This window comes from Verrucosispora sp. TAA-831 (genome assembly GCF_050780145.1).
Lineage (GTDB): Bacteria > Actinomycetota > Actinomycetes > Mycobacteriales > Micromonosporaceae > Micromonospora.
In genome coordinates this window covers 6256543-6274719 of sequence record NZ_CP192240.1, presented here as the reverse complement: position 1 = coordinate 6274719, position 18177 = coordinate 6256543, and the positions used below count along the sequence as shown (strand labels likewise).

The 18177-nt window shown below is 71.7% G+C and carries 16 protein-coding genes; 10 read left to right on the top strand and 6 right to left on the bottom strand.

Annotated elements, in window-relative coordinates:
- The first annotated feature begins 27 nt into the window (after window positions 1-27).
- Genes ACQVFL_RS27980 through ACQVFL_RS27970 form a run of 3 tightly spaced genes read left to right on the top strand, consistent with a single transcriptional unit; the run spans window position 28 to window position 3390 of the window.
- Window positions 28-1719: an L-aspartate oxidase gene (locus ACQVFL_RS27980; RefSeq protein ID WP_431727931.1), complete on the top strand. Its 1692-nt coding sequence runs from the start codon at window positions 28-30 to the stop codon at window positions 1717-1719.
- On the top strand, window positions 1719-2612 hold the full coding sequence (gene nadC / locus ACQVFL_RS27975) for a carboxylating nicotinate-nucleotide diphosphorylase (RefSeq protein ID WP_431727930.1): 894 nt from the start codon (window positions 1719-1721) through the stop codon (window positions 2610-2612). The genes ACQVFL_RS27980 and nadC overlap by 1 nt, the downstream gene beginning before the upstream one ends.
- A 19-nt stretch (window positions 2613-2631) precedes the next feature.
- Complete coding sequence (locus ACQVFL_RS27970) at window positions 2632-3390, top strand: type III pantothenate kinase (protein ID WP_396689819.1); 759 nt, start codon at window positions 2632-2634, stop codon at window positions 3388-3390.
- Window positions 3391-3577: 187 nt separating this feature from the next.
- On the opposite strand, the gene ACQVFL_RS27965 is transcribed toward ACQVFL_RS27970, so the two are convergent.
- Entirely contained in the window at window positions 3578-4318 is a 741-nt protein-coding gene (locus tag ACQVFL_RS27965; RefSeq protein ID WP_431727929.1) for a class I SAM-dependent methyltransferase, read from the bottom strand.
- 142 nt (window positions 4319-4460) lie between these two features.
- Between ACQVFL_RS27965 and lysS the strand changes: the two genes are divergently transcribed.
- From lysS to ACQVFL_RS27945, 4 genes are all read left to right on the top strand, one after another.
- Window positions 4461-5915 (top strand): lysine--tRNA ligase, encoded by a 1455-nt coding sequence (gene lysS, locus ACQVFL_RS27960; protein WP_396690939.1) that lies wholly within the window; start codon window positions 4461-4463, stop codon window positions 5913-5915.
- Between the two features lie 118 nt (window positions 5916-6033).
- A complete protein-coding gene (locus ACQVFL_RS27955) occupies window positions 6034-6384 on the top strand; it encodes an Lsr2 family protein (RefSeq protein WP_396689823.1) in 351 nt (116 codons plus the stop codon).
- 433 nt (window positions 6385-6817) lie between these two features.
- Window positions 6818-9352 carry an ATP-dependent Clp protease ATP-binding subunit gene (locus tag ACQVFL_RS27950; protein ID WP_396690940.1) on the top strand — a complete coding sequence of 845 codons (2535 nt, stop codon included), beginning with the start codon at window positions 6818-6820 and terminating at the stop codon, window positions 9350-9352.
- Between the two features lie 436 nt (window positions 9353-9788).
- Window positions 9789-10445, top strand: coding sequence for a C39 family peptidase (locus ACQVFL_RS27945; RefSeq protein ID WP_396690942.1), 657 nt, complete (start codon window positions 9789-9791; stop codon window positions 10443-10445).
- A gap of 139 nt (window positions 10446-10584) precedes the next feature.
- On the opposite strand, the gene ACQVFL_RS27940 is transcribed toward ACQVFL_RS27945, so the two are convergent.
- On the bottom strand, window positions 10585-11487 hold the full coding sequence (locus tag ACQVFL_RS27940; RefSeq protein ID WP_431727928.1) for an A/G-specific adenine glycosylase: 903 nt from the start codon (window positions 11485-11487) through the stop codon (window positions 10585-10587).
- Between the two features lie 97 nt (window positions 11488-11584).
- On the opposite strand from ACQVFL_RS27940, the gene ACQVFL_RS27935 reads away from it, so the two are divergent.
- The 3 genes from ACQVFL_RS27935 to ACQVFL_RS27925 all read left to right on the top strand — a co-directional run bounded on the left by ACQVFL_RS27935 (window position 11585) and on the right by ACQVFL_RS27925 (window position 13560).
- Window positions 11585-12097, top strand: coding sequence for a glycine cleavage system protein R (locus ACQVFL_RS27935; protein ID WP_396689826.1), 513 nt, complete (start codon window positions 11585-11587; stop codon window positions 12095-12097).
- 23 nt (window positions 12098-12120) lie between these two features.
- Window positions 12121-12681: a peptide deformylase gene (locus tag ACQVFL_RS27930; RefSeq protein ID WP_396690944.1), complete on the top strand. Its 561-nt coding sequence runs from the start codon at window positions 12121-12123 to the stop codon at window positions 12679-12681.
- 147 nt (window positions 12682-12828) lie between these two features.
- Complete coding sequence (locus ACQVFL_RS27925) at window positions 12829-13560, top strand: hypothetical protein (protein ID WP_396689827.1); 732 nt, start codon at window positions 12829-12831, stop codon at window positions 13558-13560.
- Between the two features lie 41 nt (window positions 13561-13601).
- Here the strand turns inward: ACQVFL_RS27925 and disA are convergent, their stop codons facing one another.
- From disA to ACQVFL_RS27905, 4 genes are all read right to left on the bottom strand, one after another.
- On the bottom strand, window positions 13602-14780 hold the full coding sequence (gene disA, locus ACQVFL_RS27920) for a DNA integrity scanning diadenylate cyclase DisA (RefSeq protein WP_396689828.1): 1179 nt from the start codon (window positions 14778-14780) through the stop codon (window positions 13602-13604).
- A 101-nt stretch (window positions 14781-14881) separates the two neighbouring features.
- A complete protein-coding gene (gene radA, locus ACQVFL_RS27915; protein ID WP_396689829.1) occupies window positions 14882-16333 on the bottom strand; it encodes a DNA repair protein RadA in 1452 nt (483 codons plus the stop codon).
- Window positions 16334-16424: 91 nt separating this feature from the next.
- On the bottom strand, window positions 16425-17156 hold the full coding sequence (locus ACQVFL_RS27910; RefSeq protein ID WP_396689831.1) for a hypothetical protein: 732 nt from the start codon (window positions 17154-17156) through the stop codon (window positions 16425-16427).
- Between the two features lie 141 nt (window positions 17157-17297).
- On the bottom strand, window positions 17298-18173 hold the full coding sequence (locus ACQVFL_RS27905) for a UbiA family prenyltransferase (protein ID WP_396689833.1): 876 nt from the start codon (window positions 18171-18173) through the stop codon (window positions 17298-17300).
- Between the last annotated feature and the right edge of the window lie 4 nt (window positions 18174-18177).

The following is an 18177-nucleotide window of genomic DNA, read 5'->3' as shown; positions in this document are numbered from 1 at the left end:
CGAGAAGCATTCGGGTTGACTGGAGGCATGGAGCTACCGACCGTCGGCCTGCCCACGTTGCCGAGCCTGCTGGCCGCTCCGGCGCCCGGCTGGGTGGAGACCACCGACGTGATCGTGGTCGGCTCCGGGGTGGCCGGGCTGACCGCCGCGCTGCACCTGCGCCAGGCCGGTCTGCACGTCACGGTGGTCACCAAGGTCAGCATCGACGAGGGCTCGACCCGGTGGGCGCAGGGCGGCATCGCGGCGGTCCTCGACCCGGCGGACACCCCGGCGATGCACGCCTCGGACACCGAGATCGCCGGGGTCGGTCTCTGCGACCCGGCGGCCGTGCGGGTCCTGGTCGAGGAGGGGCCGACCCGACTGCGTGAGCTGATGCGCATCGGTGCCGAGTTCGACCGCAACCCGGACGGCTCGCTCATGCTCACCCGCGAGGGCGGGCACCGCGCCGACCGGATCGTGCACGCCGGTGGCGACGCGACCGGCGCCGAGGTCCAGCGCGCCCTGCACGAGTCGGTACGCCGTGACCCGTGGATCCGGTTGGTCGAGCACGCGCTGGTGTTGGACCTGCTCCGTGCCCCCGGCGACGGTCCGGACGGGCTTGGCCCGGCGTGCGGCATCACCCTGCACGTACTCGGCGAGGGCAGCGAGGACGGTGTCGGTGCCATCCTGAGCCGCGCGGTGGTGCTCGCCACCGGCGGGATGGGCCAGATCTTCGCGGCGACCACCAATCCCGCCGTTTCGACCGGCGACGGCGTGGCGTTGGCCATGCGGGCCGGCGCGGCCGTCACCGACGTGGAGTTCGTGCAGTTCCACCCGACCGCGCTGATCGTGCCGCCGACCGCCCGGGTACCCGGTGCCGGGCACGCCCAGCAGCCGCTGGTCTCCGAGGCGCTGCGCGGCGAGGGCGCGTACCTGGTGGACGCCGACGGCAAGCGGTTCATGGTCGGCCAGCACGAACTCGCCGAGCTGGCGCCCCGGGACGTGGTCGCCAAGGGCATCCATCGGGTCCTGCTGGCCACCGGCGAGGACCACGTCCACCTCGACGCCCGGCACCTCGGCGGCGACTTCCTGGCCCGACGCTTCCCCACCATCGTCGCCTCGTGCCTGGCCATCGGCGTCGACCCGGGGGCCGACCTGATCCCGGTCGCGCCGGCCGCCCACTACGCCTCCGGCGGGGTACGCACCGACCTGCACGGCCGGACCTCCATTCCCGGCCTGTACGCCTGCGGCGAGGTCGCCTGCACCGGAGTGCACGGCGCCAACCGGCTGGCCAGCAACTCGCTGCTGGAGGGGCTGGTCTTCTCCCGACGGATCGCCGACGACATCGCGTCCGGCCTGCCCGAGCAGGCCCGCCCGGCGGACACCGGAGCGTGGCGCGGCGGCACCGGCTGGGTGGTGCCCGCCGCGACGACCTCGACACTCCAAGCGGCGATGACCCGGGGCGCCGGGGTGCTCCGGTCCGCCGGGACGCTTGCCGCGACCGCCGCCGAGCTGGTCGACCTGGGCACCGGCCGGGGCACCCCGCGTACCGCCGACTGGGAGGCGACGAACCTGCTCACGGTGGCCGCCACGCTGGTCGCCGCCGCGTACGCACGGCAGGAGACCCGTGGCTGCCACTGGCGCGAGGACCACGGGACGACCGACGAACGATGGCAGGGGCACCTGGTCGGCGCGGTCAGCGCGCAGGGCCGGTTGACGACCCGGTGGGAGGAGAGCTGATGGCGGACACGGCACGGATGCTGCACGAGACCGGCCTCGATCCGGCACAGGTCCGCCGGATCGTCGAGACGGCCCTGGTCGAGGACCTCGGCCCGGACCTGCTCGACGTCACCAGCGTCGCCACCATCCCGGCCACCCAGACCGACACCGCCGACCTGGTGGCGCGGGCCGACGGGGTGGTCGCCGGGCTGGCGGTCGCCGCCGCCGTCTTCGAGCTGACCGGAGAGCTGACCGGGACGGGACGTACCGTCGAGGTGTCCCTGGTGGCCCGCGACGGCGAGCGGGTGGCCCGGGGCGACGTGCTCGCCACGGTCACCGGCCCCACCCGTGTGCTGCTCACGGCCGAGCGGACCGCGCTGAACCTGCTCTGCCGGATGTCCGGCGTCGCCACCCACACCCGGGCCTGGGCGGACGCCCTGGCCGGCAGCAAGGCGATGGTGCTGGACACCCGCAAGACCACGCCCGGTCTGCGCACCCTGGAGAAGTACGCGGTCCGCGCCGGTGGCGGCACGAACAAGCGGATGGGCCTGCACGACGTCGCCATGGTCAAGGACAACCACAAGTTCGCCGCCGGCGGTGTCGCCGCCGCCTACCGCCGGGTCCGTGCGGCGTTCCCGGACGTACCGGTGCAGGTGGAGGTGGACACCCTCGACGAGGCGGTGGAGGCGGTGGAGGCCGGCGCGAGTTTCCTGCTGCTGGACAACATGCCCCCGGCGACACTGCGCGCGGTGGTGGCGGCCGTGGGCGACCGGGCCGAGTTGGAGGCGACCGGCGGGCTGACCCTCGCCGACGCCGCCGAGGTGGGTGCCACCGGCGTCGACTTCCTCTCCGTCGGCGCGCTCACCCACTCCTCGCCGATCCTGGACATCGCCCTGGACCTGCGCACGGACTGAACCCGTCTAGGCTTCGTGCGTGCTGCTCTGCATCGACATCGGGAACACCAACACCGTTCTGGCGACCTTCGACGGTGACAAGCTGGTGCACAACTGGCGGATCAAGACCGACGCCCGATCCACCGCCGACGAGCTGGGCCTGATGTTCCGGGGACTGCTCGCCGGCGACGCCGTCGAGATCACCGGGGTGGCCGCCTGCTCGACCGTCCCGGCCGCCCTGCGCTCGCTGCGGACCATGCTGACCCGCTACTACGCGGACCTGCCGAGCGTCATCGTCGAACCGGGCGTCCGCACCGGCGTGCAGCTCGCCATCGACAACCCCAAGGAGGTCGGGTCCGACCGGGTGGTCAACACGCTGGCGGCCTACACCCTCTACGGCGGACCGTCGATCGTGGTCGACTTCGGCACCACCACCAACTTCGACGTGATCAGCGGGCGGGGCGAGTTCCTCGGTGGCGCGTTCGCGCCCGGCATCGAGATCTCCTTCGACGCGCTCGCCGCCCGTGCCGCCCAGTTGCGCAAGGTCGAGGCGACCAAACCGCGGTCGGTGATCGGCAAGAACACCGTCGAGTGCCTCCAGGCCGGGCTGTACTTCGGCTTCGCCGGTCAGGTGGACCGGATCGTCGAGCGGATGGCCGCCGAGATGGGTGAGCTGAAGGCGGTCATCGCCACCGGTGGGCTGGCGTCGCTGGTGCTGAACGAGTGCCGGACGATCACGCACCACGAGCCGATGATCACGTTGATCGGGTTGCGCATGGTGTACGAGCGGAACGTCTGACTTCTGTTTGGTTCTTGCTGGTGGGGTTTCCGGGCCGCCCGACCGGCTCCGGGCGGTCAGGCTTGATCCCTGCGCCGGTCGGGCGACCCGGAAACCCTCGGAGGGCGGCGTCATCCGTTCCGGTGAGGTGGTCGGCGGGGGTGGGCAGTGGTGGGGTGGGAGCGAGCGGTGTGGCCGTTGGTGGGAGTCAGAGTCGGGGGGTGCGGGCGGTGAGGGTGCGGTAGGGGACGGTTATCGGATCTTGGGCGCTCAGGGCGGGGTGGGTGTCTAGGAGGTGGCGGACCTGGTGGTCGACCTCGGCCCGACGGGTGGGAGTCGCGGTCAGGTAGTGGGAACGGGTCCGGACCAGGCCCAGTAGTTCGTCGCGGGTCAGCGTGGTGGTGTGGGGGAACTCGGCCCACTCCGGTGGGGCGAAGGCGTCGCCGAAGCCGGTGACGGTCTGGCGCAGGTGGTCGACGGTGTCCCCGATCCGGGCGATCCGGCTCAGCTCGGCCACCCAGTCGACGCGCTCGTCCCGGAGGTTCCAGATCGGGGCGAAGATCCCGCCGGGGCGTACCACCCGGGCGATCTCCGCGTGCGCCGACTCCGGGTCGAACCAGTGGTACGCCTGGCCGGCGAGGAGGGCGTCGGCGGACCCGTCGGCCAGCGGCATGGCCTCCGCGGTGCCGGCCTCGGCGCGTACTCCCGGGGTGGTGGCGACCAGGTGGGCGCGCATCTCGGGGTCGGGTTCGACGGCCGTCACCTGGTGCCCGAGGGCGAGCAGGCCGCGGGTGAGGATGCCGGTGCCGGCCGCCAGGTCGACCACCCGGGCGGGCCGGGTCAGCCCCTCCAGCGCCCAGTGCAGTGCGGCCTGCGGATATCGGGGCCGGTACCGGTCGTACTCGGCGGCTGCCGCACCGAACGAGCGGGCCTGGGTGGGATGCGTCATGACCGGCAGGCTATCCGGGGACGGCCGCCGGAGCGCTGAGTACGCTCGGCCTGACCTCGCCCGAAATCTCCTACTGAGGAAGCGTGCCGTGATCCAGCAGAGCCCCGTGCCAGTCGACCCCGCCGACGACCTTCCCGAGCAGATGAAGGTCCGCCGGGAGAAGCGGGACCGGATGCTCGCCGACGGCGTGGAGCCGTACCCGGTCAGCTTCCCCCGGACCAGCACCCTGGCCCAGGTACGGGAGCGCTACGCCGACCTGCCGACGGACACCGCGACCGGCGACCAGGTGTCGGTCACCGGCCGGGTGATCTTCGTACGGAACACCGGCAAGCTCTGCTTCGCCACCCTGCGCGACGGCGACGGCACCGAACTCCAGGCGATGCTCTCGCTGGACCGGGTCGGCCCCGAGCGGCTGGAGGACTGGAAGCGGCTGGTCGACCTCGGTGACCTCGTCGGGGTCACCGGTGAGGTGATCAGCAGCCGCCGGGGTGAGTTGTCGGTGCTGGCGCAGGAGTGGGCGACCACCGCCAAGGCGCTGCGTCCGCTGCCGGTGGCGCACAAGCCGCTGAGCGAGGAGGCGCGGGTCCGGCAGCGCTACGTCGACCTCATCGTGCGCCCGCAGGCCCGCCAGATGGTACGCACCCGGGCGGCCACGGTCCGCAGTCTCCGTGATTCCCTGCACGACACGGGCTTCATCGAGGTGGAGACCCCGATGTTGCAGTTGCTGCACGGCGGCGCGACGGCCCGTCCTTTCGTGACCCACAGCAATGCACTCGACACCGATCTGTATCTGCGAATCGCACCGGAACTGTTTCTCAAGCGCGCCGTGGTCGGTGGTGTCGAGCGAGTCTTCGAGATCAACCGCAACTTCCGTAATGAGGGCATCGACTCTTCGCACTCGCCCGAGTTCGCGATGCTGGAGGTGTACCAGGCGTACGGCGACTACAACACGATGGCCGAACTGACCCGCAATCTCGTGCAACAGGCGGCGGTGGCGGTCGCCGGGTCGACGGTGGTCACCCACGCCGACGGCCAGGAGTTCGACCTCGGCGGTGAGTGGCGTTCGGTGAGCCTGTACGGCGTGCTTTCCGAGGCGCTCGGCGTGGAGGTCACGGTACGCACCGAGCACGCCCGTCTGGTCGAGTACGCGGACAAGGTGGGCCTCGCCGTCGACCCCGGGTGGGGATCGGGCAAGCTGGTCGAGGAACTGTTCGAGGAGTTGGTCGTGCCCGGGTTGGTGGCACCCACCTTCGTGCGGGACTACCCGGAGGAGACCAGTCCGCTGACCCGTGGACACCGCGAGGAGCCGGGGCTGGCCGAGAAGTGGGACCTGTACGTCCGCGGGGTCGAGCTGGCCACCGCGTACTCGGAGCTGGTCGACCCGGTGGTGCAGCGGGAGCGGCTGGTCGCCCAGGCGCAACTGGCCGCCCGTGGTGACGACGAGGCGATGCGGCTCGACGAGGACTTTCTCCGGGCGATGGAGTACGGAATGCCGCCGGCCGGTGGCATGGGAATGGGAATCGATCGGCTCCTGATGGCGCTGACCGGCCTCGGAATTCGGGAAACCATCCTGTTCCCCTTGGTTCGCCCCGAGTAGTCGACACGGAACTTTCCGCCGCGATACCGGATCCTATTGACGCTACAAGCGTCTGACGGACTATTGTGCTCTGGTAAGTGGCAGGTGCACCGAACCCTGCTCGAAAGGAATGTGGGACGTGGCCAAGCAGATCATTCAGAGGCTGGTCGATGACCTGGACGGCGGGGACGCGGACGAGACTGTCAAGTTCGCGCTCGATGGTGTTCAGTACGAGATCGACCTGTCGAGTTCGAACGCCGAGAAATTGCGTGAGGCATTCGCTCCGTACATCGCCGGTGGGTCGAAGGTGGGACGCGGCGGCGTGGTCGTCGGTGGGCGTGCCGCCCGGGGTCGGGGTGGCGCCACGGCGGACCGCGAGCAGAACAAGGCCATCCGGGCCTGGGCCCGCAAGGCCGGCAAGGACATCTCGGACCGGGGCCGGATCCCCCAGGAGATCGTCGACGAGTACCACTCCAAGGCCGGTCACTGAGACCAGGTCGTCCGCCACGCCGGTTCGGAGCGCGTCTCCGGGCCGGCGCGGTCGTCTGGTGGGACGATTCGGGTCGGGTCGGACGTTGTCCACAGCCGGTGGACGCGTTGTCCACAGCCTGTGGACGGCGGATGGGAGGCGACCGTCCGGTGCCGGAAGGGCTCCGTGTGGTGCTCCCGAGGGCCCACGGCCCGTGCTCGAATTTCGCTCTGCGCGTACAGGCGCCATGCCCGGAACACCGGTTGAGCGTGGAGGGTTGTGCAAAACGACGCGTACCGGGCCACCGGCGGAGACACACGAGGTCAGCCGAGTCGGTCCGCGGCGATAGAGTAAAGAGGCGCGGACGCCCGTCCCGGGCGCTCGCGTATCCGGCCCCGCCGAGAGTCTTGACCACCAAGATCGAGTGCGCACGGCACGTGAGGAGCACGAGGGCATGTTCGAGCGGTTCACCGACCGAGCGCGACGGGTTGTCGTCCTGGCCCAGGAAGAGGCCCGGATGCTCAACCACAACTACATCGGTACGGAACACATCCTGTTGGGCCTGATCCACGAGGGTGAGGGCGTCGCGGCGAAGGCCCTGGAGAGCCTGGGGATATCCCTGGAGGGCGTCCGCCAGCAGGTGGAGGAGATCATCGGCCAGGGCCAGCAGGCGCCGAGCGGGCACATCCCGTTCACGCCGCGGGCCAAGAAGGTGCTGGAGCTTTCGCTGCGCGAGGCTCTGCAGCTCGGCCACAACTACATCGGTACGGAGCACATCCTGCTCGGCCTCATCCGCGAGGGCGAGGGCGTGGCCGCGCAGGTGCTGGTCAAGCTGGGCGCCGACCTGAACCGGGTCCGCCAGCAGGTGATCCAGCTACTCTCCGGCTACCAGGGCAAGGAGCCGGCCGCCGCCGGCACCGCCCCGGGCGAGGCGGCCCCGTCGACCAGCCTGGTGCTCGACCAGTTCGGGCGGAACCTGACCCAGGCGGCCCGTGAGGGCAAGCTCGACCCGGTGATCGGGCGGGAGAAGGAGATCGAGCGGGTGATGCAGGTGCTCTCCCGCCGCACCAAGAACAACCCGGTCCTGATCGGTGAGCCCGGCGTCGGTAAGACCGCCGTGGTGGAGGGCCTGTCCCAGAAGATCATCAAGGGCGAGGTGCCCGAGACGCTCAAGGACAAGCAGCTCTACACGCTCGACCTGGGCGCGCTGGTGGCGGGTTCCCGCTACCGGGGTGACTTCGAGGAGCGCCTGAAGAAGGTGCTCAAGGAGATCCGGACCCGGGGCGACATCATCCTGTTCATCGACGAGATCCACACCCTGGTCGGCGCGGGTGCCGCCGAGGGCGCGATCGACGCGGCGAGCATCCTCAAGCCGATGCTGGCCCGTGGTGAGCTGCAGACCATCGGTGCGACGACGCTCGACGAGTACCGCAAGCACCTGGAGAAGGACGCCGCGCTGGAGCGTCGTTTCCAGCCGATCCAGGTGGGTGAGCCCTCGCTGGCCCACACCATCGAGATCCTCAAGGGCCTGCGGGACCGCTACGAGGCGCACCACCGGGTGAGCATCACGGACGCGGCGCTGGTGGCGGCGGCGACGCTGGCCGACCGGTACATCTCCGACCGCTTCCTGCCGGACAAGGCGATCGACCTGATCGACGAGGCCGGTGCCCGGATGCGGATCCGTCGGATGACCGCGCCGCCGGACCTGCGCGACTTCGACGAGCGCATCGCCCAGGTGCGCCGCGACAAGGAGTCCGCGATCGACGCGCAGGACTTCGAGCGCGCCGCCCAGCTGCGCGACAAGGAGAAGCAGCTCCTTGGTCAGAAGGCGCAGCGGGAGAAGGAGTGGAAGGCCGGCGACCTCGACGTCGTCTCCGAGGTCGACGACGAGCAGATCGCCGAGGTGCTGGGCAACTGGACGGGCATCCCGGTCTACAAGCTGACCGAGGAGGAGACCTCGCGCCTGCTGCGCATGGAGGACGAGCTGCACAAGCGCGTCATCGGCCAGGAGGACGCGGTCAAGGCGGTCTCGAAGGCGATCCGGCGTACCCGCGCCGGCCTGAAGGACCCCAAGCGTCCGTCGGGTTCGTTCATCTTCGCCGGTCCGTCGGGTGTCGGTAAGACCGAGCTGTCCAAGGCTCTCGCCGAGTTCCTGTTCGGCAGCGAGGACGCGCTGATCCAGCTCGACATGTCCGAGTTCCACGACCGGTACACCGTGTCGCGGCTGGTGGGTGCGCCTCCCGGCTACGTCGGGTACGACGAGGGCGGGCAGCTGACCGAGAAGGTGCGGCGTCGGCCGTTCTCGGTGGTCCTCTTCGACGAGATCGAGAAGGCCCACCCGGACGTGTTCAACACGCTGCTCCAGATCCTGGAGGACGGTCGGCTCACCGACGGTCAGGGTCGGATCGTGGACTTCAAGAACACGGTCATCATCCTGACCACCAACCTCGGCACCCGGGACGTGGCCAAGGCGGTCTCGCTCGGCTTCCAGCAGTCGGAGGACTCCGAGTCCAACTACGACCGGATGAAGCAGAAGGTCAACGACGAACTCAAGCAGCACTTCCGGCCCGAGTTCCTCAACCGCATCGACGACACCATCGTCTTCCACCAGCTGCGCCAGAACGAGATCCTCCAGATCGTGGACATCATGATCGCCCGGATCGAGACGCAGCTTCGCAACAAGGACATGGGTCTCGAGCTGACCGACAACGCCAAGAAGTACCTGGCGGTCAAGGGCTTCGACCCGGTCCTCGGCGCTCGGCCGCTGCGTCGCACGATCCAGCGCGACATCGAGGACAACCTCTCCGAGCGGATCCTCTTCAACGAGCTGACCCCCGGTCAGATCGTGGTGGTCGACTGCGAGGGCGACCCGAACGACATCGACAAGTCCAAGCTCGTCTTCAAGGGCTCCGACCGGCCGGTCACCGTGCCGGACGCGGTCCCGGCCGAGCTCGGCGGCAGCACCGCTGCGGCGGGCGCGGACGAGTAGGTAACCGGCTGGTCCGACCAGCGGCGGCCGGGTGGCCTCTGCCACCGGGCCGCCGTCGTCTGTCGTCATCCTGGTGGAGCGGCGGAATCGGACATCCGGTCGGTTGGACCGCATCCAGGCGCATTCCATCACTGACGGATCGCGTGGGAGAACCCCGTCACCCGCCGGCGGGGCATGGGCGGGCACCCCGAGCGGTTGTACCGGGGTGGTCGCCGCGGCGCCCTGTGCGTAGCCGCCTCCGGCGGCCTCGCTGTTCCGCAGGGCGACTCGCGTACGCCCGGTAAGCCCGGAATGTGTGGCCCATTCGAGCCGTTGCACCCAGGGCAGGCGGCACCCCACCGATCGTGGTGCCGCCCGCCTCCTCCCTTCCGATGCGGTATCCGCACCCTCCCTGCACTTTCGGGTGTCGTGTCGATCCCCCGAGCTGGAAGGCATGATCATGACGACGTTGATGCGTAAGGCCGCCCTCACCGCCGCCGGTGCCGTCTGTGCCGGCGGGATGATCAGTGGGCCGATGGCTGCGATGGCGGCGACGACGAGCAAGACGGACGCCCTGTCCGTCGTGACGGAGCGCGGCCATGGCAAGGGCGAGCGGCAGTTGAAGGTCCGCTATCAGGCCCAGCCGAACTTCTACTACTGCGGCCCGGCGGCCGTGCGGAACGCCCTCAGCGTGATGGACAAGGACGTCTCCCAGGACGACCTGGCCCGGGAGATGGGCACCACCGAGCGGGGCACCGACTCCGCGTTCGTGATCACCAAGGCGCTGAACGGCAAGGCCGGCAAGGACGTCTACCGCACCGTCGAGATCCCCGGCCAGGTCGCCGACGAGGCCGAGACCGAGCGGTTGCGCGACGACATCGTGCGTACGGTCGACGACGGCCGGAGCGTGGTGGCCAACGTCTTCGGCACCGCGGTCGACACCGGCGGAGGCAGCCACTCCTTCGAGGGCGGCCACTACATCTCGGTGACCGGCTACCGGGACGGCGGCAGCCAGGTGAAGATCGCCGATTCGGCGGATCCCGCCAAGGCCGAGTACTGGATGGAGACCGAGGCGCTGGCGGACTGGATCGCCAGCCGCGGCTACTCCGCCTGACCGAGCCGTCGGCCGTCGCCGGCATCCCGGCGCGGATCTACACCGCGCCGAGGGCCGGGCAGCCCCGCAAGGCAGGACCACGCGGGCCGGCTCCCCAACCGGGGAGCCGGCCCACCTGTCTGTTCAGGCCGCATCCGGGTCAGGTCGGCATCGGCGCCGGTGGGCCGTCGCCGACCAGGCGGAACGCGGCCTCGCCGACCGGCTCGACCAGACCGTCGGTCACCAACCCGGACAGCGCTCGGGCCCGCTGCACGTCGTCGGACCAGACCTGGTCCAGCCGCTGGTGCGGCACCGGACCGGTCGCCTCGCGCAGCACCCCGAGCAGCAGGCCGCGTACCTGCCGGTCGGTGCCGGCGTAGCGCTGCGGTCGGCGGGTCGGGCCGTCCGGTGCGACCTGGCCCGACGCGCGCCACGCACAGCTCGTCTCGACGGGGCAGACGCCGCAGCGGGGCGAGCGGGCGGTGCAGACCACCGCGCCCAGCTCCATGAACGCGGCGCTGGCCAGGGCGGCGGCCGCCGGTTCGACCGGCAGCAACTCCTCGGTGGCGACCAGGTCCGCCGGGCGGGTCGCCGGGCCGGCGTCCGGCTCTCCGGCGATCGCCCGGCAGACCACCCGCCGCACGTTGGTGTCGACCACCGGATGCCGCTGCCCGTACGCGAAGGCCGCCACCGCCCGCGCGGTGTACGTGCCGACCCCCGGCAGGGCGAGCAACTGCTCCAGGTGATCGGGCACCTGACCGCCGTGCCGCTCCACGACGGCGACCGCGCACTCCCGCAGCCGGAGCGCCCGGCGGGGGTAGCCGAGCCGCCCCCACATCCGGATCGCCTCGGCCGGGGTGTCCTGCGCCAACGCCGCCGGGGTGGGCCAGCGGGCCAGCCACGCCTGCCAGGCCGGCAGCACCCGGACCACCGGGGTCTGCTGGAGCATGACCTCGCTGACCAGGATGGCCCACGGACTGACGTCGGGATGGCGCCACGGCAGGTCCCGGGCGTTGCGCTCGTACCACCGGCTCACCAGGCCGGCGAAAGTGGGTTCTGTCATCGCGTCGCCGATCATGTCACGGGCGTCGGATTCCGCCGACTGGACGGTCCGGGCGGGCCGCCACCGTCGGCGGACGTGGATCGGGGAGAATGCCCGGATGAACGAGCTCGCGATCACCGTCATCGGTCGGGACCGACCCGGCATCGTGGCCGACGTCGCCGAGGTGCTGGCCCGACTTGGGGCGAACCTCACCGACAGCACCATGACCCGGCTGCGCGGACACTTCGCGATGACCCTGATCTGTGTGGGCCCGGCCGCCGCCGAGGTGGAGGCGGCACTGGCCACGCTGACCGCCGACGGCCAACTGCTGGCGACCGTACGCGAGGTGACGCCGGACGGGGAGACGACCCCGGCCGGCGAGCCGTACGTGGTGGCGGTGCACGGGGCGGACCGGATGGGCATCGTTGCCGCGATGACCCGGGTGCTGACCGAGGCCGGCGGCAACGTCACCGACCTGAGTACCCGGTTGGTGGGGTCGCTCTACGTGGTGGTGGCCGAGGTCGAGTTGCCGTCCGGTGCGGCCGAACCGCTCGCCGCCCGGCTGTCCGAGGCCGCCACGAATCTCGGTGTCGACGTCACTCTCCGTCCAGCCGAACCGGATCTCCTGTGAGCGGCGACGCGGGTACGCCGGACCTGACCGCCGAGGCGTACGCCGGGTTGGGGGCGTGGACACCCGAGACGCTGGGGGCCGGTGCGGTCCTGCCGGTGGTCTCCGCCCCGCACACCGTGCTCGGTCGGGCCGGCGCGGAGGTCGACCCGACCGACGCGGAGACGATCCGGCTGGCGGCCGACCTGATCGCCACCATGCGGGTCTCGCCCGGCTGTGTCGGCCTGGCCGCACCGCAGGTGGGGGTGGGAGCGCACGTGTTCGCGGTGGACGTGACGGGCCATCCCAAGGCGGTCACGGTGCACGGCACGTTCGCGCTCTGCAACGCCCGGGTGGTGGAGGCGACCCGGTGGAAGGCGGGCCGGGAGGGGTGCATGTCGGTGCCGGACCTGACCGGTGACGTCAAGCGCGCGAGCCGGCTCGTGGTCGAGGGGGCGCTGCCGGGCAGTGGCGAGCTGGTCCGCCTGGTCACCGACGGTTTCGAGGCGCGGGCCCTGCAACACGAGATCGACCACTGCGCCGGGCTGTTGTTCCTGGACCGGGTGGCCGGCGCGCACGCGATCTACCAACGCAAGGTGTATCTCTGACCGAGGGCGGATCGACACGGTGAGTGACGAATCGGCGATGCCGACACCTCGTACCGTCGTGAATGGAGGATGGGTTCCGATGGGTCCGGTCGACCCCGGCGCGTCGCTACCGTCCGTCGTGTGCGACGCCGCTACGGTGGGGGCATCATGCGTCTGACGGTCGGCCCCCTGTCTCCCGCGGTGTACTGGCGGCGTCGTGCCGTCGTGCTCGGCGCGGTCCTGCTCCTGCTGGTTGTCGTGCTCTACTCCTGTAACGGGCAGAGCGGCGAACCCGGTGCGACCGGCGACGGTCAGCCCGATCCCGGTGTGTCGACCGGTACGCCGGGGCCGACCGGATCGGTGCTGACACCGGAGACCGGCTCACCCCCGTCCGGCGACGCCGGGGCCGATCCGTCCACGCCGTCCGGCGGCCCGGCGGCCAGTCCGTCGACCGAGCCGTCGCTCAGCAACGACCCGCCGGTCAACAACACCTCGACCGACGACGGCACCTGCGCCGACAACGAGATCGTGGTGACCGCCCAGGCGCTGCCCGGCGAGGTGGTCCGCGGAGCCGCCGTGGACCTGCACCTCAAGATCCGGAATCGGTCGGAGCGGACGTGCAGCCGGGACGTCGGCGCGGACGCGCAGGAGATCTTCATCAAGTCGGGCGCCGAGGTGGTCTGGTCCTCGGACACCTGCGGTGCGGCCTCCGGGTCGGACCCGCAGACCTTCACGCCCGGCTTCGAGCGCTCCTACCAGGTCGGCTGGAACGGCAAGGACAGCAGCCGGTGCGCCGAGGGACTGGCGAACGGCCCGGTCGTGCAGGCCGGGACGTACGAGGTCTTCGCGCGGGTGGGCACCCGACTGAGCCAGCCGGCCAAGCTCCGGCTGACCGGCTGACCGGGCGGGGAACCGATCCGGGCCGCTGATCGCGGCCCGGGTCAGACGTAGCGTTCGAGGATGGACGCCTCGGCGAGTCGGGACAGTCCCTCGCGGACGCCCCGGGCCCGCGCGTCGCCGACGCCCTCCACGGCCTGCAGGTCCTCGACGGTGGCACCGAGCAGCCGTTGGAGGCTGCCGAAGTGCAGCACCAGCCGGTCCACCACGGCCACCGGCAGCCGGGGCACCTTGGCCAGCAGCCGGAAGCCGCGCGGGCTGACCGCCGCCTCCAGCGCGTCGGAGGCGGCCGGGTAACCGATCGCCTTGGCGACCGACACCAGGTCGATCAGCTCGGTGGCGCTGAGCAGGTCCAGCTCGACCAGGGCCTCGTCGAGCGTGCGGGGCTTGCGGCCGGTGGGCAGGTAGTCCCGGATGACCAGGGTGCGGTCGGCGTCGACGCCGGCCATCAGCTCGTCGAGTTGCAGCGCGAGCAGCCGCCCGTCGGTGCCCAGCTCGACCACGTAGCCGGCGATCTCGTCGGCGATCCGGCGGACCATCTCCAGCCGCTGCACCACGGCCACCGCGTCCCGGACGGTGACCAGGTCCTCGATCTCCAGCGCGGAGAGGGTGCCGGAGACCTCGTCCAGCCGGAGCTTGTAGCGCTCCAGGGTGGCCAGCGCCTGGTTGGCCCGGGACAGGATGGCCGCCGAGTCGTCCAGCACGTGCCGCTGGCCGTTGACGTAGAGGCTGATGATCCGCATCGACTGACTGACCGAGATCACCGGGTAACCGGTCTGCCGGGCGACCCGCTCGGCGGTGCGGTGCCGGGTGCCCGACTCCTCGGTCGGGATCGTCGGGTCGGGCATCAGGTGCACGGCGGCCCGGACGATCCGGGTGCCGTCGCTGGAGAGCACCACCGCGCCGTCCATCTTGCACAGCTCACGGACGCGGGTGGCGGAGAACTCGACGTCCAGCGGGAAACCGCCGGTGCACAGACCCTCGACCACCTTGTCGTACCCGAGGACGATCAGTGCGCCGGTGCGACCGCGCAGGATGCGCTCCAGGCCGTCGCGGAGCGCGGTGCCCGGTGCCATCAGCGCCAGATTCGCGCGCAGCGGGTCACCGGCGCTGCCGCCCCCGGTCACGCTGACGCTGATCGGACGAGCGGGCGAGCCCACGGCACCGGTGCGGGCGTGGGGTGTCGCGCCGGCAGGCTTGGTGGCTTCGCGGTCGATCGGCACGGGCACAGTCTACGGACTGCCCTGCGGTGGGTGCTCCCGTGGTTACTGGGATGTGTCACGATTCGGCCCGTCCCGTCCGTCCCGTCCGCCGGAGACGCGGCTCACTCCGCCGAGGCCCGGGCCGCGGCCTGCAACGCCGCCCGGACGTCGGACACCTCCACCACCCGCATCTGCTCGGGGCCGGCGCCGGTGCTCGCCGGGCCGCAACCCGGTGGCACCAGGGCCAGCCGGAACCCGAGCCGGGCCGCCTCGGACAGTCGTCGCGGCACGGCGCCCACCCGGCGTACCTCGCCGGTCAGGCCGACCTCGCCGATCGCCACCAGATGCGGCGCGATCGCCAGGTTCAGGCCGCCGGAGGCGACCGCGAGGGCGACCGCCAGGTCCGCCGACGGCTCCACCACCCGGATGCCGCCGACGGTGGCCGCGAAGACCTCCCGGTCGTGCAGGGTGAGCCGCTCGGTACGGCGCTGGAGCACCGCGAGCACCATCGCCAGCCGGGCCGAGTCCAGCCCGGAGACGGTACGCCGGGGCGAACCGGCCACCGTGGCGCCGATCAACGCCTGTACCTCGGTCACCAGCGCCCGGCGTCCCTCCATCGCCACCGTCACGCAGGTGCCCGGCACCGGCTCGCTGTAGCGGGTGAGGAACAGCCCGGACGGGTCGGCCAGGCTGCTGATGCCGCCCTCGTGCATCTCGAAGCAGCCCACCTCGTCGGCGGCACCGAACCGGTTCTTGACCCCGCGCACCATCCGCAGCGAGGAGTGCTTGTCGCCCTCGAAGTGCAGCACCACGTCGACCAGGTGCTCCAACACCCGGGGGCCGGCCACCTGGCCGTCCTTGGTCACGTGGCCCACCAGCACGGTGGCGATGCCGCGCTCCTTGGCGACCGAGACCAGGGCGGCGGTGACCGCCCGCACCTGGGTCACTCCGCCCGGCACGCCCTCGGTGCCGGTGGTGGAGATGGTCTGCACCGAGTCGAGCACCAGCAGGCCGGGCTGGACCGCGTCGAGGTGACCGAGGACCGCCGCGAGGTCACTCTCGGCGGCGAGGTAGAGCTGGTCGTGCAGGGTGCCCATGCGCTCGGCCCGCAGCCGCACCTGGCTGACCGACTCCTCACCGCTGACCACCAGCGAGGGGCTGCCCGCTCCGGCGGCCCACTGCTGGGCCACGTCGAGCAGCAGGGTCGACTTGCCGACCCCCGGCTCACCGGCGAGCAGCACCACCGCCCCGGGCACCAGCCCGCCGCCGAGCACCCGGTCCAACTCGCTGACGCCGGTGGGGCGGGCGCGCGCCGGTGCGGCGCTGATGGTGGCGATGGGGCGGGCCGGCTCGGCGGGCATCCGGGAGCTGACCACGCGCCCGGAGACGGTCGGACCGGTGACGGTGCACTCGACCACCGAGCCCCATTCGCCGCACTCGGGGCACCGTCCCACCCACTTGGGCGGCTGGTGGCCGCAGGCGTCGCACTCGTACGCGGGGCGGGGCTCGCGGGCGGCGGCCCGGCCGCGCCCGCCACCCGCTCCCCGGGCCGGGGTCGATCGGGAGATGCTCACCCGAGCGACGCTAACCCCTTGGTACGACGACGGCACCGCCGGCATGGGTGCACCACGCCGACGGTGCCGTCGGAGACTCCGGCGGGACGGGTCAGTGGCCGCCTTCGCCCTCGAACTCGGTGTGCCGTTCGATGATCGGCGACGGCGGCGGGGCCGGGCTGAGCGGCACGGCCACCGGCGCGGGGCTGGTGATCGTGTTGCCGTCGCCGAAGTCGAAGCTGACCGTGATGTTCTGACCCGCGAGCAGGGCCGAGTTCAGCCCGAGGAGCTGGAGCACCTGCTCACCCTCGGTGTTGAGCTGTACGTAGCTCAGCGGCGGGATCTCGATCCGGGCCGGGCCGCCGGCCGGCGACTCGGTCGCCTCGGGCGACGGCGTCTCGTCCGGCGAGGGCGTCTCGTCGGGCGACGGGGAACCGCCCGGGGAGGGGCTGTTCTCCGGTGACGGCGAGCCGGTCGGCGAGGGCGAGGCGGAGGGTGACGGGCTGGTCGCGGCCTGGACCGTGGTCAGCACCACCTCGCGGGCGTCCGACGAGGTCACGGTCACGGTGACCGGGTCGGGCGAGTCGTTGTAGAAGAGCGCGTTCAGGATCGCGTCGTCACCGGCCTGGTAGCCCTCCACGCCGGGGTAGGCGATCAGCACGCTGCGTACGCCGTACCGGCCGTCCTCCGCCTGGAGGTCGACGCCCTGGATCGACGGGACCTTGTTCGCCGTCTCGGAGATCTGACCGGCGCCGCACCCGGACAGCAGCAGCAGCCCGGCTGCCGCCGCGATCCCGGGCAGCATTACGGCAGCCCGCCGGGAACCCCTGATCGAGCGCGTCACGTCGGTCCTCCTCGTCACGATCACACCCCGGCGACGTCGCCGGAACCGCTGGCCATACCCGCGCAGACCGCCTCCCAGCCTAGTTGGAGCTGATCGTGGCCCGCACGGCGACCCGGTGCTGCCACCTGCCGGGGGACCCGGTCAGATCAGGCGACCACTCGTGACCAGCAGGACGACATCGATCAGGGCCACCAGCATGACCGCCCGGAAGGCGGCCACCGGGCGGGCGCCGGGGCGGTCGTCGGTGCGTCCGGCGTACCAGGCGAGAACCAGGATGATCACGGCCGCGACGACCGCCGCGAGGCCCAGGCCGGACGGCGGGCCGGGCGGACCCAGCACCAGCGTGACGGTCGCCGCGACGAGCAGGCCGACGGCGGCTGCCCGGCTGCCCGCCGGACCCAGCCGGTGTGGCAGACCGCGTACCCCGGTCCGGGCGTCGTCGGCGAGGTCGGGCAGCACGTTGGCGAAGTGCGCACCGGCACCGAGCAGCGCCGCGGCGGCGATCAGCCACACCGGCGGCGTCGGTGCGCCGGGCAGCGCCAGCACCACGAAGGCCGGCAGCGCCCCGAAGGAGATCGCGTACGGCAGCACCGAGATCAGGGTCCACTTGAGCGGCCAGTCGTAGAGCAGGGCCGAGACCAGCGCGACGACGGCGCAGAGCGCAGCAGCCGGGTTCGTGGTCAGTGCCAGCGTCACGGTGGCGGCGGCGGCCAGCACCGCGGCCACCGCGACGGCCCGCCGGCTGACCGCACCGGCGGCCACCGGCTTGTCGGTACGCCCCACCGTGGCGTCCCGCTCGGCGTCCAGCGCGTCGTTGGTCCACCCCACCGCGAGCTGGCTCGCCGCCACCGTCAGCGCCACCACGGCGACCCCGCCGGGCGGGTGTCCGACGCCGGCCGCGAGCAGACCGGCCACTGTGGTGACGGCCATCGTCGGTTCCGGATGGCTCGCTCTGACCAGCCCTAACACCGTGGACGACATAACGGAAGTCTGGTCGTTACCCGCTAGTCGTGCCACGCTC